The sequence below is a fragment of the Paenibacillus sp. J22R56 genome (assembly GCF_056269375.1).
The window spans coordinates 179,740-193,170 of sequence record NZ_JBWDNV010000010.1; the positions used below are offsets into that span (position 1 = coordinate 179,740).

At 47.4% G+C, this 13,431-nt stretch carries 14 protein-coding genes; 4 read left to right on the forward strand and 10 right to left on the reverse strand.

The features are described 5' to 3' along the window. Positions 1-57: 57 nt before the first annotated feature. Both AC0YNT_RS23655 and AC0YNT_RS23660 read left to right on the forward strand, forming a co-directional pair. Positions 58-1,923, forward strand: coding sequence for a prenyltransferase/squalene oxidase repeat-containing protein (locus AC0YNT_RS23655; protein WP_475806813.1), 1,866 nt, complete (start codon positions 58-60; stop codon positions 1,921-1,923). A gap of 183 nt (positions 1,924-2,106) precedes the next feature. Beyond that, a complete protein-coding gene (locus AC0YNT_RS23660) occupies positions 2,107-2,439 on the forward strand; it encodes a DUF1904 family protein (RefSeq protein WP_475806814.1) in 333 nt (110 codons plus the stop codon). Between the two features lie 56 nt (positions 2,440-2,495). On the opposite strand, the gene fur is transcribed toward AC0YNT_RS23660, so the two are convergent. From fur to AC0YNT_RS23675, 3 genes are all read right to left on the reverse strand, one after another. Then, on the reverse strand, positions 2,496-2,966 hold the full coding sequence (fur, locus tag AC0YNT_RS23665; protein WP_475806971.1) for a ferric iron uptake transcriptional regulator: 471 nt from the start codon (positions 2,964-2,966) through the stop codon (positions 2,496-2,498). A 148-nt stretch (positions 2,967-3,114) separates the two neighbouring features. Beyond that, complete coding sequence (locus AC0YNT_RS23670) at positions 3,115-3,651, reverse strand: GNAT family N-acetyltransferase (protein ID WP_475806815.1); 537 nt, start codon at positions 3,649-3,651, stop codon at positions 3,115-3,117. Positions 3,652-3,731: 80 nt separating this feature from the next. Next, positions 3,732-4,298 carry a GNAT family N-acetyltransferase gene (locus AC0YNT_RS23675; protein WP_475806816.1) on the reverse strand — a complete coding sequence of 189 codons (567 nt, stop codon included), beginning with the start codon at positions 4,296-4,298 and terminating at the stop codon, positions 3,732-3,734. 93 nt (positions 4,299-4,391) lie between these two features. Between AC0YNT_RS23675 and AC0YNT_RS23680 the strand changes: the two genes are divergently transcribed. Beyond that, positions 4,392-6,470, forward strand: a complete 2,079-nt coding sequence (locus AC0YNT_RS23680) for an ATP-dependent helicase (protein WP_475806817.1) — start codon at positions 4,392-4,394, stop codon at positions 6,468-6,470. On the opposite strand, the gene AC0YNT_RS23685 is transcribed toward AC0YNT_RS23680, so the two are convergent. From AC0YNT_RS23685 to AC0YNT_RS23700, 4 genes are all read right to left on the reverse strand, one after another. Continuing rightward, positions 6,461-7,006, reverse strand: a complete 546-nt coding sequence (locus tag AC0YNT_RS23685) for a hypothetical protein (RefSeq protein WP_475806818.1) — start codon at positions 7,004-7,006, stop codon at positions 6,461-6,463. The two genes, AC0YNT_RS23680 and AC0YNT_RS23685, sit on opposite strands and share 10 nt — an antisense overlap. A gap of 80 nt (positions 7,007-7,086) precedes the next feature. Further along, a complete protein-coding gene (locus AC0YNT_RS23690) occupies positions 7,087-7,590 on the reverse strand; it encodes a ferritin (protein WP_167282050.1) in 504 nt (167 codons plus the stop codon). A gap of 89 nt (positions 7,591-7,679) precedes the next feature. After that, on the reverse strand, positions 7,680-7,901 hold the full coding sequence (locus AC0YNT_RS23695) for a DUF1450 domain-containing protein (RefSeq protein WP_167282048.1): 222 nt from the start codon (positions 7,899-7,901) through the stop codon (positions 7,680-7,682). Positions 7,902-7,985: 84 nt separating this feature from the next. Further along, the gene (locus AC0YNT_RS23700; RefSeq protein ID WP_475806819.1) at positions 7,986-9,404 is read right to left on the reverse strand and encodes a S41 family peptidase; all 1,419 of its coding nucleotides are present in this window, start codon (positions 9,402-9,404) and stop codon (positions 7,986-7,988) included. A gap of 173 nt (positions 9,405-9,577) precedes the next feature. Between AC0YNT_RS23700 and AC0YNT_RS23705 the strand changes: the two genes are divergently transcribed. Then, entirely contained in the window at positions 9,578-10,384 is an 807-nt protein-coding gene (locus AC0YNT_RS23705; RefSeq protein ID WP_475806820.1) for a Cof-type HAD-IIB family hydrolase, read from the forward strand. Positions 10,385-10,460: 76 nt separating this feature from the next. On the opposite strand, the gene AC0YNT_RS23710 is transcribed toward AC0YNT_RS23705, so the two are convergent. The 3 genes from AC0YNT_RS23710 to AC0YNT_RS23720 are packed head-to-tail and all read right to left on the reverse strand — an operon-like array spanning position 10,461 to position 13,431. Further along, positions 10,461-11,522: a sulfate ABC transporter substrate-binding protein gene (locus AC0YNT_RS23710; protein WP_475806821.1), complete on the reverse strand. Its 1,062-nt coding sequence runs from the start codon at positions 11,520-11,522 to the stop codon at positions 10,461-10,463. A gap of 43 nt (positions 11,523-11,565) precedes the next feature. After that, a complete protein-coding gene (locus tag AC0YNT_RS23715) occupies positions 11,566-12,630 on the reverse strand; it encodes a sulfate/molybdate ABC transporter ATP-binding protein (RefSeq protein ID WP_167282040.1) in 1,065 nt (354 codons plus the stop codon). A 3-nt stretch (positions 12,631-12,633) separates the two neighbouring features. After that, a complete protein-coding gene (locus AC0YNT_RS23720) occupies positions 12,634-13,431 on the reverse strand; it encodes a sulfate ABC transporter permease subunit (RefSeq protein WP_475806972.1) in 798 nt (265 codons plus the stop codon).

Genomic DNA, 13,431 nt, shown 5'->3' on the forward strand with positions numbered 1-13,431 from the left:
CCCGCATATACATATCAAAGCAGCAACATCATGGCAGCAAAGGAATGAATGCGGTCTATGGATATGAATCGAATCCGCGAACGGATTGAACAATTGAAACAAGAACTCCTACAGCTTCAATCAACGGATGGGTCATGGCGCCTTTGCTTTGATTCCGGCACAATGCCGGACAGCTACTTCATCGTCATTCTTCGTATGCTTGGCTACAAGGATGAAGAAGTACTTATTCGATCCATTGCAGAGCGGATCCTGTCGAGGCAGCAGCCAAATGGCGCTTGGAAAATATACCCTGATGAGGAAGACGGCAACCTTGACGCCACAGCCGAAGCTTATTTTGCCTTGCTCTATTCCGGCTATATGCGCAAGCAAGATCCACGCTTGCAGCTAGCCAAGCAGTTTATCCTTCGCCAAGGCGGACTGGCCAAAATCCGCTCCTTGTTGACACAAGCTCTTCTGGCCGCAGCCGGACAGGCGACATGGCCAAAGTCGATGCGAATACCGCTTGAAGTATTTTTCTCCGAGCATGGTCTCGGAATTGACCTCTTCTCCCTATCCGGGCATGCCCGTGTACATATCGTACCGATAATTATGCTGGCTAATGCCGGATTCGTCCAGGCAAGCAGCACAATGCCCGATCTGTCCGATCTGTTCACAAGCAGCTCCAAGAAATTCGAGAATGATTCGCCCTGGATCGCTGCTCTCGCAACTTTAGTTGGCTCACTATCCCTGTCTGAACTGCTTCCTTTCGAGTCCCCTACTCCACAGGAAAAAGCCGTTCAGTTTCTGTTCGACCGCATTGAACCAAACGGTACGCTGCTTACCTACACAACAGCGACCATGTTTATGATTCTGACGCTTCTCATGCTTGGGTATTCACCAAGCTCGCCGATGATTCACCGCATGATTACTGGCATTCGATCCGTCATGTGTGCGAACAGCCATGTGCAAATCGCCTCCTCCGAAGTATGGGATACGGCGATGCTTGTCCATGCCCTTAGGAAAGCTGGTGTCAGTCCAACCTCTTCTGCTTTAGAACTCTCGGGATCTTATTTGCGTGTGAGACAGCAGAATCTGCGCGGAGATTGGGATATTCGCAATCCAAATACTCCAGCTGGCGGTTGGGGCTTCTCTGATGTCAATACGCTTTACCCGGATGTGGATGATACCACCGCCGCGCTTCGTGCGATCCGACCTTATAGTTCACGCTCACCAGAGCTGCAAGCCGATTGGCAAAGAGGGCTGAACTGGGTTCTCACTATGCGCAATGATAATGGGGGCTGGCCTGCCTTTGAACGGGAGGGATCCTGGCTTCCAATCAGCTTCTTCGCTTTTGATGGTGCCAAAGACATTGCTGTTGATCCGTCGACCGTTGATCTCACCTCTCGCACGCTGCAATTTCTAGGCGAGGAGCTTGGCATGAACATAAGCAGCAACTGGATTGAATCAACCATTCGCTGGGTTCTGTCACAGCAGGAGAAAAACGGCAGCTGGTATGGCCGATGGGGGATAACCTACATCCATGGCACCAGCGCAGCCATTCAAGGCTTAATCGCAGTAGGTATGGCGGAAGATCATCCTGCTATTAAGAAAGGAATCGACTGGCTCCTTCAGGTACAAAATGAAGATGGAGGCTGGGGCGAGTCCTGTATCAGCGACAAGGTCAGACGTTATGTGCCATTAAACCATAGCACCCCCTCCCAAACCGCATGGGCGCTAGATGCGCTCACTGCTGCGCTGCCGAAGCCAACTCCTGCTTTGGAGAGAGGCGTTGAAGCGCTTCTGCAGTCTCTGGACCGCCATGACTGGACCTATACGTATCCAACTGGCGGAGCGCTTCCAGGCAGTGTCTACGTCCATTATGCCAGTAACAATTATATATGGCCGCTGCTTGCTCTCAGCAATTTTTGGTTGAAATACAATTAGTGCCGCGCTCCTTGCAGATCGGGAACAAGGATTTCCAGGGAGCCGTCCCGTTAGTCATTTCTATCTTTTACTACCATAACTTACGAATAGCTGTATCTGCAACCATGGATGAATCCATTGCAATCCGTGGCCGGATCAAGGTAATCTAAGGGATAGGTAACAGCAAGAAAGGGAGAGATTAGATTGCCGCAATTATTGTTTCGAGGAGTACCCGCAGATAAGTTGAAGACGATCAGTCTTGGACTGGCAGAAGATTTAGCTCTTGTATGTGAGTGCGGAACGGATAACTTTACAATGGAAAGCCTTCATACAACTGCAATCTTTGGCGGTCTAACGGAAGGCGAGTCTTATCCTTTCGTTGAAGTAGGCTGGTTCGAGCGCGGACAAGCTGTAAGAGACCGGATCGCCGAAGCCGTCACGGCAAGACTAGCACATATTGGCATTGATGAAGTGGAGGTTGCCTTCCGTACCTACCGGGAAGACAGCTATTACATCAATGGAAAGCCATGCGGATAAGGTATACGTAAAAAAGGAGCCTGCTGGTCGATATTGACCCTGGCTCCTTCCTATTTTTAAGATACCGCTTTATGATCATTGTCCTTCGCTTTGCTTTTGCAAGCCTGACAAATACCTTGAAAATCAAGTCGATGATCTAATACTTTAAATCCAAATTCCTTCTCAATCCGGTTCTCCATCGGAAGCAGCCAGTCATCCTTAATTTCCTCAACTGTACCACATTCGGTACAAATAAGATGATGATGGTGATGCGCCTGATCACTGCTGCGGAGATCGTAACGTGTCGCGCCGTCGCCGAAATTCACTTTTTCCACGACATGCAGTTCACTTAACAGCTCCAGGGAACGGTAGACCGTTGCAAGTCCGATATCCGGATTGCTGCGCTTGAGCAGCATATAGACATCCTCCGCGCTCAAATGATCCTTCTCATGCTCCAGCAATACACGTACTGTCGCCTCCCGTTGAGGAGTCAGCTTATACCCTTTTGTTCTTAACTGACGGTTGATCGTCTCCAATTGTTCATTGATCATCGCAATTACTCACCCGCCTTTCTTGCGTCTTTGTACTCTGTACTTTAATCTTATTTAGAATGATTCTTATTTAGAATAATTATAATCTTAACATAGTTACAAACATTACACAATGACAGCTGAAATTTCTCAGCCATCTGCCTCTTTACCATCGGTTAATCAGCTCAATATCTGCAAACTTGCCTTCTGCAAATTCCTTGTCGCCGAATATCCCGCTAATGTAGTTGAAGCCGGACTTGTTCCAGAAACGTAAACCCGCCCAATTGCGGAGTGAAACATTCACCCTTACTTCCGAATAACCAAGCCGACTGGCCTCCAGCAGGAAATGCTTCATCACTTCTTGACCATACCCTTGATTCTGAAAATCACCGCTAATGCACATCATAGCCAGATAAAGCGAATCACCCTCTGGATAACCATGATAAAGACTAACGAACCCGATAATCTCCTCTGTGCTCTTCATCCTCAACGTTTGGATCCGGAAACGCTCCTTCACGCCGCCCTCCGGCAATATGCCCTCATGATAGGAAAGCTCAATATAATGGGGATCATGTTCCTTCCCATCCCATAAAGTGACGGGTGCGCTTGCCATGTAAAGCTCTTGCACAAAACCAATCTCGAAAGATTGCATATCTTCACAAATAAAAGTCGGGGTACTCCACTGCGAAGGAATAAGGTTCATTATGTATCACCCATCATGATTAATAGTTACGCCGGATCTACTTTTTCGACATAACTCGCCCTATTCCTCCTTTTTTCCCTTTAATGATCGGAAACAGTCTTTACCATTCTGGTGTAGCGATGTCCGCTGACGATCAGCTCCCCGTCTTCCTTATAACCCATTTTCTCATATAACAAACGTGCCTGACCATTGTACTCCTCCACAATTAACGAGACCAGATGGTAACCCTGCTTTACGGCTTCCTGCTCGAAAGCAGCCATAAGCGCCTTCGCAATTCCTTGATTGCGGAAAGAAGCAGCAACAGCAATGGAATCCAAATAGAACTCACCAAGGCGGGTTTCCGAAGTGATCGCATACTCAGCTATTCCTGTCACCCGTTTCACCCGCTCAATTAATGGTTTGTCCAGCTGTTCCGCTTCATCTCCGGCATAACAGACTACTATTCCTGCTACTACGCCATCTCTTTTATCCACAATCACATTCCGGTAGCTCACCCGATTGCCCTCTTCTATATAAAAATGCGCCAAAATCCGCATCGCTTCCGCCTCATCCTCTACTCCTGCAAGCGAACAGGCAATATTGCCAATCGCTTCATGAAGCAGCGGCATCACTTGCTCCACATCTTCCTTGCCTGCTGGTTCAATCATGCTGACACTCCTTCTCCAAATATTAATAATTTCAGTAAAATGTACGAACACCCATTCTATCATGCTATAATCGACAACAGGTGATTATAGACAATGAATAACGCAACAAATTCCAACAATAAAATCTACTACAAACGGCCTTATGGGGTCGTAAACAAAAATTATGCGCCAGCCGCTCATGCTTCCGCTGATACAAGCGAGCAGCTCGTTACGGCCTCTGATAAAGACGCCTTCTATTTCCGCTCTCTGGAAAGCCAAGGCATCCGGCTGAACAAACGGCAGATTACCGCAGTCCGCCATATTGACGGACCAATTCTGACACTTGCTGGAGCAGGCTCAGGCAAAACATCCGTCCTAGTCTGCCGGACAGGCTATATGCTGTCTGTGCGCGGTATTCCTCCTCAGCAATTGCTGCTTATGACATTCTCGAAAAAGGCCGCCGATGAGATGCGGATCCGCATAAGCCAGCTGCCGAATATCGAGCCAGGTGCAGCTTCCCGTATCGAAGCTCGAACGTTCCACTCGTTCTGTCTGCTTATGCTGCGAAGACGAGGATACAAGCAGAACATTCTGGGAGAGAGCGGACGTAAGCAAATTTTCTTCAAACGGCTGCTGCGGGAGCGGAATTTGCATGAAACGTACCAGCCTGAGACGCTTATTACTTTGCTCTCCTCTTATAAAATGCAAATGATCGCAGTTTCGGACCTCCCAGAGAAGTCTGAACAAGATCGGCAATTGAAGCTTTTGTTTACTTGTTATGAGGAATGGAAAAGAGAAGCTGACCTAATTGATTACGATGATATGCTGCTTGAAGCCTACCAGCTTCTTCAGCGGGATGAAAATTTATTACAGTCCCTGCAGAACCGTTTCCGTTATGTCATGATTGACGAGTTCCAGGACACGAATACGATCCAATACGAGATCATCAAGCTGATAGTTGGTCCACATCGGAATCTGATGGTCGTAGGTGATGATGATCAGACGATCTACTCCTTCAATGGGGCACGCAATGATTATATCCTTAACTTCGAGCAGCAATTCCCAGGCGCGAAAAATGTCATCCTGGACGTTAATTATCGTTCAGGCTCCGGTATCGTAGGCCTTGGTAATGCTGTTATCCGTCACAATAAACAGAGGCGAAGCAAGACGCTTCTGACTGCTAAGCCGCATGGTCTGCCTCCGGTATTCGCGCGGCCCGGCAATAGTGATGATGAAGCGGATCTAATAGTAAACACGCTGCTCCAGCAAAAGGAGAAGAAGGATCGGTCATACCGTGACTTTGCGATATTATTCCGGACAGCGAGCAGCAGCAGGGCGGTGTTTGATCAGCTAGTTATCCGTCAAGTGCCGTTCATTGATTATGGGAACGGTGAATCGTTATACGAGCAATGGGTAATTAAACCGGTTATTGCTCATCTTCGTTTATCGCTTGACCGCCGTAATTTCGACGCGATGGAAGCGATGCTGGCAACGATGTACGTCCGTCCGGACCAAGCGATGGCGTTTATTTGGAACGAGGACAAGAAGCAAGCTAAGAAATGGCCGCTCATTCATTTAACTCGCTTCCCTGAGATTAAGTCTTTCCATCAGGAAAAAATAAAAGAACGGATCAAATTGATCCGTTCCCTGGAGAAGTTGAAGCCGGAAATGGCTATACGACGACTGCGCATCGAATTCTATGATCAGTATCTTGAAGCTAATAAGAGCGGCCCTGCACTAACCGAGCATAAGGATTCACTAAAAGAAATGCTGGACGAGCTGGAGGCTTCGGCCAAACGCTTCGATCAGATTGAAGCTTTCCTCTCCTTCATTGATGAGATTGCCATCAAGCATGAGGAGATGAAACGGCTGAAGCTCGACAATCGGAGCGCCGATGCGGTCAACTTCATGACCATTCACAAATCAAAGGGACTGGAATTCCCGGTCGTCTTTGTCTGCGGCGTGTCCGAAGGAATTCTGCCTCACAGCTCAGCGATTACGGCCGAGAAAAACAGCGACCGAAGCGCGATTCAAGCTGGTGATAATGTTGCAGAAGCTGCTATGGAGGAAGAACGGCGGCTTGCTTATGTAGCCGTAACAAGAGCAGAAGAGGAGCTGTATATCAGCTCCCCTGCATATTACCGCGGCAAACCTGCAGCGGTATCCTCTTTTATTATTAATGCTTATAGTTGAGCTGATATCGTCTTGACTGCAATCTGCAGCTTGTCGCCTTCCAATTGAATGGCTAGAGGCAGTGCCGACAGCCTGACAAATACCTGGTCATTAAACTGAAATAAGCTGCTGCCTTGCCTGCAGCGAAGTTCGCATAGGAGGAGTACAGGTTCAGTGTCTGGAAAGACGAACTTGTACTCCATTTCTTGCTGCTCGATATAAGGAACAAAAGCTTTTGCCCGCAGATAATACTCTCCATGCAGCATCAGTAGCGGATACGCTGTACCATCAAAGGGATGGATGGTTAAGCCTGATGAGAATACCTTCACAGGCTGGCTAAGCTTTATCATCTCATTGATCTGCTCATTCTTGTAAGGCAGCCCCAAGGCCAAATGATAAGTTCCCTGCTGCATTCGGACAAGCTCAGCTAAAGAGACAAGCACAGAGCCTGCGGCTGCAACAATCAGTCCGGCCACAATATTGGAAAACAATATAATGACTCCAAATAATATAGCAGCAAAGCCTAATAAACGCTGTGCCAGAAATAATACATTCAATGGTAAGATTCACCTCATCATAGGATCAAAAAAACGGGACCTGCCAGTAAATCTGCAAGTCCCGTTTCTCATGTCTGTTATTATTCCGCAGGTGCTGTGAAGGAACGTTGTGCGAACTCCGCGTCCATCATATAAAAGGCGTTGCTGTCCTTGTCAATCCGCTTCAGCTTCTGAATAATGTTATCGAACAAAGCTTCTTCTTCAACCTGCTCGTCGATGAACCATTTCAGGAAGTACATCGTCGCATGCTCACGATCGTTCAGAGCGATATCAGCCAGGTTGTAGAAGCGTTTCGTATTTTGCTGCTCATGCGCATAGCCATGCTCAAAGGCATCAAGCATCGAAGCGTACTCGTTCTTTGGCTCGCCAAGTGCAGCAAGCGTTGCGCGGCGGCCGCGGTCGTTCAGGAAATTGTATATTTTCATAGCATGGAAACGTTCTTCCTCGGCCTGAATAATGAAGAAGTTCGCAAATCCATCCAGACTTTCGCCGGAGCAATATGCTGCCATTGCAAGATACACATGCGCCGAATAAAATTCAAAATTCATCTGCTCATTAAGTTCTTGTGCTAATTTATCATTCATCGCTTATGCACCTCTTTCACTGTTTGGTCTTATTCTAACACAAACAGAAAGGACGGCAAAAGACGTCCCATGCAAAATTTATCCAAAATTCATCCAATTAGCTTCTTTAGTTCTTTATACAATTGATCCGGGCTTGCTGCGCAGATGCTCTTTGACTTAATCATGACAAAGCTTTCACGCCTGCAGGTTCTGCAATCGCCAAGACAATCCTTCTTCTTCATCTTAATATCCGGATATTTCGCCTTCATGGCCTTATAGACGGGCTTCGTCCCATTCTTCAAATTCCGGGTGCAATATTTGATCTTCTTCATGCCGGCTCACCTCGCTGTGCAACGGTGTAATGAATTCTACTCCAAATGATATTAATTATCATTCCCGTTGTCAATAGCATCGGCTTACTTGCTGGCTAGAATTTCGATCCCTTTCTGTAGCTGCGTATCTTCTTCCTTCAGCTTCTTGCTCAGTAGCTCAATAATACGGTAACCCGTCATATCGTTAAATACGCCGGTCACTGTCATCTTCTGATCCTTCTGGAAGCGGCTTAATGCATCCGATGTCCGGGCATCAAACAAACCAATATCCCCTACCGGTGTATAACCAAGCTCCTTCAGCATGAGCTGTAGAGTTTTCACATTTTCCCCGTAGCTGCCCGTCTTAAGCTCTGTACCAAAAGGAAGCTGGCTTAGACTTGCGAAAGCTGGCAGAGCTACTGTTACGTCAGGTGTTACCCCTTGCTTGTGAATCCATGTACCACCTGGCGTTTTCCACTGCGCTTCCGTCAGACTTAGTACGGAGTTATCCTTAAACTGCTGGAACGTCTGGACAATCCCTTTGCCAAATGTCTTTTCTCCTACAACTGTCGCGCCTGCAGATTCCTTAAGGGCTGCCGTCAGTACCTCGCTGGCACTGGCTGACTGGCCGTTCACCAGCACCACAATTGGAACCGTCCAAGGCTTCTCCTGCTTCGACTTGTAGGTGATTGTCTTACTGTTGTTCTTGTAGACAACCTTCAGGATTACTTTATCCTTCGGCACCAGCATATTAGCAATTTGAATAGTAGATTTCAGAAGCCCGCCGGGATTCGAACGAAGATCAAGCAGCAGCTTGGTCATCCCGTCTTTTTGCAGTTTCTCCACTTCGGTCTTGAATTCAGCATCGGTTTTCTCTGCAAACTTCGAGATCGTCACATGCCCAACTCCGCCGCTCAGCATCTCGGATGTTACGGTATGAACCGCGATCGATTCCCGCGTCAACTCCACCTCAATTGGCTTCGCCGCTCCTCCACGCTGCAGCGTCAGCTTTACCTTCGTACCTACATTGCCGCGGAGCAGCGTGATAATATCCTCATAGGCTTTCCCTACAATGGACGTCCCGTTCACCGCAACGATCTCATCCCCTGCATGTACACCTTCGCGCTCTGCTGGTGCTCCTTCCGTCAGGCCCGCAACAAGAAATTTGCCGTCTGCTTCTTGAAGCGTAATCCCTACTCCGGAAAATTCAGCTTCATAGCCTTGCGTATAAGCGCTCCCCTGATCCTTAATCAGATATCTGGAGTATGGGTCTCCAAGAGAGGCGAGCATCCCTTGAGAAGCACCGTTAATCAGATCCTCTGATTTTGCTCCATTCAAATATTTATCCATAATCGTATTATAAGATACGGTAAAATTGCGGAATGAAGGCTCCTTCAGCATCGGATAGCGCACCTCCATCCACACCCAGCCTAATATAAACCCGATAATTGTAAATAGTAAGGCTCCGAGAATCGCCAGCGTCGTTACCCGCTGTTTGGCATCGGCGTTCGAGAAATATTTCACTTAAGGTCACTCCTGACTTATGACTGATCGATCTTTCTCTACTGTAGCTCATTTCGGGGCCACGGAGCAAATATTGGGAAGAGCCCGCCTGCTTACGCTTGAACCGGGCAATATTTTCCGCTACAATCAACCTAGCTTTTAAATGGACGAGATATAGATAGGAGAGAGAGAATATGTACAAATTAATTGCCATTGATGTTGATGACACGCTTCTTAACGATGATCTGATTGTAACCGAAGGTACAAAAAAAGCGATGGAAGCAGCTATTGCGCAAGGTGTAACGGTGACACTGGCAACAGGCCGGATGTACGCTTCTGCCAAAAAAATCGCTGAACAAATCCAGCTAAATGTACCGATCATTACGTACCAAGGCTCGCTCGTCAAAACTTTGCTGGATGGCGAAGTACTGTATGAACGTTGTGTGCCTCAGGATGCGGCGAGGGAGCTGTATGCTTTCACCGAGGAGCATGGCCTGCATCTGCAGCTGTATGCGGACGATATTTTATATGTCAAAGAAGCAAATGACAAAGCTATCAAATATTCTACCCTAACGAACATCCCTTACGTTGTAGCCGAGGATTTCGAGGCATTGCTGGACAAGCCAAACAATAAAATGCTCATTATCGACGAGCCTGCGTATCTGGATCAGCTTGCCGAGCAATTGAAGCCGATGATTGGTGATCGCGTTCATATTACGAAATCCAAAGCACATTATCTGGAGTTCATGCACAAAGAAGGCACAAAGGGCCATGCCCTCCGCTTCATGGCGGAACATCTGGGCTGCACAATCGATCAAACGATTGCCATCGGCGACGCATGGAATGACCATGAAATGATCGAAGCAGCCGGACTTGGTGTTGCAATGGGCAATGCTACGCCTAAGCTGAAAGAAATTGCTGACTACATTACCTTATCGAACAATGAAGAAGGCGTGCGCCACGTAATTGAGAAATTCGTGCTGCAGCCGGCTTCCAAATAATAAATTCGCAAAAAAAAACCTCCATTTCTGAGCTGCTAATTGCAGCTTCTGAATGGAGGTTTTTCTTATCATTGGATTAAATTCCCGCAAGCACCTGGTACCAGACGCCTTTCTTCGAATAAAGAGTCTGGCGGACTTCTTTCCAGCCGCCTAAATACCCAATATCAAACAATCCCTCAGGCTCGACGTATTTGTCTTTCGACTCCGCCGCCACCTTCTCATTAACGGAACGGAAACCATATTTGACGAATATGCGCTGTGCCTCTTCACTTTGCAGATAGGAGATAAACGCCTCCGCTACTTTACGTGTTCCATGCTTATCGGCATTTTTGTCTACTACAGCCGCTGGGTTCTCGATTAGAATCGTACTCTTCGGAATAACGATATCGTATTTCACACCATTCATAATCCGGCCGAGCAGCTCATTCTCGTACGTGACAATAACATCCCCAACACCATATTCGAATGCTGCCATAGATGCACGGCCGCTCTTATCAAGTGATTCCACGTTCTCATGAATGGACGCCAAATATTTTTTCGCAAATTCAGGATCCTTCGTACCCGTTTCTGCTTCCGATTTCTTTAGGCCGGCTCCGTAGATGGCATTAATGTCCCATTGCGCTCCACCTGAGGTTTTAGGATTTGGATACAATACTTTAACATCTTTGCGAGTTAAGTCATCCCAATCTTTAATCCCCTTCGGATTGCCTTCTCTTGTGCCTAGTACCACAATCGACTTCGTTACCAGACCTTGATTAGGCTGTGCCTTCCAATCGGAGGTAATGAAACCCGCGTCTGTTATTTTATCCAGATCGCCATCCATCGCCAGAATAGCTACATCTGCCTCGAAACCGCCGGCAATCGCGCGAGCTTGTGTGCCTGAAGCTTCATAAGATTCTTGAAAAACAACCTTTTGACCTGTCTGCTCTTTCCAATAGGCCTGGAATTGCGGCAGCACCTGGCTGAACGCATCCTTCACTACGGAATAAGCACCGATGACAAGCGTCACATCACCGTCTTGTGCGGTAGAATCGGTGGATGGTTCCGGCTTCTCCTTACCGCAGCCTGCTGTAATAAGAAGCAGAACCGCAAGGAGCAGAACGGCGATCCGCCGGCTTGCTCTTCGATTTATATTCATGTTCGTATACAACTCTTTCTGCTAAAAATGAGTGTTCAAACGCTTAAATATGAATTGGCATTGGGTCAACTTTCAAGCTGTTTTCCATAATCCAGCTGTCCGTATCATTAAAGAGATAAGCACGATGAACGAGTACACTTACCTGTTCACCTGGCTGCAGGACTTCCTTCTCCAGCGAGCGATACGTAATGAGCTTCACATTGTCGACTAAGAGCTCAACCATCCATTCACTTCCACGGAAATGCAAAGCTTTCACTGTTGCATTCACAGTCGCAGATTGCAGACGGATCTCGCCTGGTTTGCCGATCTCAATATATTCTGGACGAATAAGTGCTTTTGTTCCCGGGTAATTCAGTGCAGAATCAAAGCCTTTTAATACTTTAATATCTTCTACAATCGTTGATTCACCAATGAAGCTTGCAACAAACGGCGTTTCAGGATTTTTATAAATCTCCCAAGGTGTACCCTTCTGCTCGAGTCTGCCTTTGCCGATGATCATAATCTCATCCGCCACTTCAATGGCCTCGTCTTGGTCATGGGTAACGAAGATCGATGTAATGCCGACACGCTCAATCATTTCTTTCAGCCAAGTCCGAAGCTCCGTACGGATCTTAGCGTCAATCGCCGCAAACGGCTCATCCAGCAGCAAGAGCTGCGGCTCTGGAGCAAGCGCACGGGCAAAAGCAACACGCTGTCGTTGACCACCGGAGAGCTGGTGCACATAACGATGCTCAAAGCCTTTGAGGCCAGTAAGCTCAACAAGCGTAGATACACGCTCGCGAATCTGCTCTTTGGATTGTTTCTTCACTTTTAAGCCAAAAGCGATATTATCATACACAGTCATATGTTTGAAAAGAGCATAGTTCTGGAAGACAAAGCCGATCCCCCGCTCTTGCGGAGGCAGATCATTTACACGCTTGCCGTGAAAAATGATATCACCGGAGGTTGGTGTCTCAAGGCCAGCCAGCATACGAAGAATCGACGTTTTACCGCCGCCGCTTGGTCCAAGAAGCCCAATCAAATGACCCTTTTCAATCTCAAAGCTGACATCTTGCACGGCGTGGAAATCGCCAAAGCTTTTGTTAAGGTTGCGAACTTCAATATGCATGGCTTAATGCACTTCCTTTCGTTTTTTCGCCCATTCCATTAAAAGGAGAAGGCCAACTGAGAACACCGCAAGCACCAAAGCTACACCATTGGCTTCAACGACGTTAAAGTTCTCGACATCCTGATAGACCAGCGTCGTAGCAGTCTGCGTCTTATTCATAATGTTTCCTGAAACGACCAGAACCGCACCAAATTCGCCAAGTGTTCTAGCCACCGTCAGGACGACACCATAGATAACACCCCATCGAATAGAAGGCCATGTCACCCTCCAGAACGTATACCATGAGTACGCGCCTAGTGTAGACGCTGCTTCTTCCTGCTGGGCACCGATCTCTTGCAGCACCGGTAACACTTCACGAACCATGAGCGGGAAAGTGACGAACAGTGAAGCTAAGATCATGCCTGGCAAAGCGTAAACCACTTTGAATCCAGCATCTTCGAAAAAGGCACCAATCACTGTGTTTGGTCCAAGCAGGAGAACGATCATCAAACCGCCGATAACAGGTGATACTGCAAACGGCAGATCAACAATGCTGTTGAGCAGACGCTTCAAGCGTGCTCCCATCCACTCAGCTCGAACCAGGTACAGCGCGAGCATGACACCAAATACGGTATTTATAGCCGTTACGACAACAACGATACTAGCGGTCATCTGCAAGGCATGAATGGACTGCTTACGGGTTAAGCCTTCGGCAAAACCGCTCCAGCCATCCGCCCAAGAACCTGTGAATATTTCAATAAGCGGAATAATTAACAATAGTGTAAAAACAATATACGTTAGTCCAATCCACGTTCGTCTAAT

Excerpts from the sequence above, each read along its gene's own strand:
- AC0YNT_RS23655 (WP_475806813.1), top strand. The coding sequence starts at position 58 with ATGGATATGAATCGAATCCGCGAACGGATTGAACAATTGAAACAAGAA.
- AC0YNT_RS23670 (WP_475806815.1), bottom strand. The coding sequence starts at position 3,651 with ATGAACCTTATTCCTTCGCAGTGGAGTACCCCGACTTTTATTTGTGAA.
- AC0YNT_RS23675 (WP_475806816.1), bottom strand. The coding sequence starts at position 4,298 with ATGATTGAACCAGCAGGCAAGGAAGATGTGGAGCAAGTGATGCCGCTG.
- AC0YNT_RS23680 (WP_475806817.1), top strand. The coding sequence starts at position 4,392 with ATGAATAACGCAACAAATTCCAACAATAAAATCTACTACAAACGGCCT.
- AC0YNT_RS23690 (WP_167282050.1), bottom strand. The coding sequence starts at position 7,590 with ATGAATGATAAATTAGCACAAGAACTTAATGAGCAGATGAATTTTGAA.
- AC0YNT_RS23695 (WP_167282048.1), bottom strand. The coding sequence starts at position 7,901 with ATGAAGAAGATCAAATATTGCACCCGGAATTTGAAGAATGGGACGAAG.
- AC0YNT_RS23705 (WP_475806820.1), top strand. The coding sequence starts at position 9,578 with ATGTACAAATTAATTGCCATTGATGTTGATGACACGCTTCTTAACGAT.
- AC0YNT_RS23710 (WP_475806821.1), bottom strand. The coding sequence starts at position 11,522 with ATGAATATAAATCGAAGAGCAAGCCGGCGGATCGCCGTTCTGCTCCTT.
- AC0YNT_RS23715 (WP_167282040.1), bottom strand. The coding sequence starts at position 12,630 with ATGCATATTGAAGTTCGCAACCTTAACAAAAGCTTTGGCGATTTCCAC.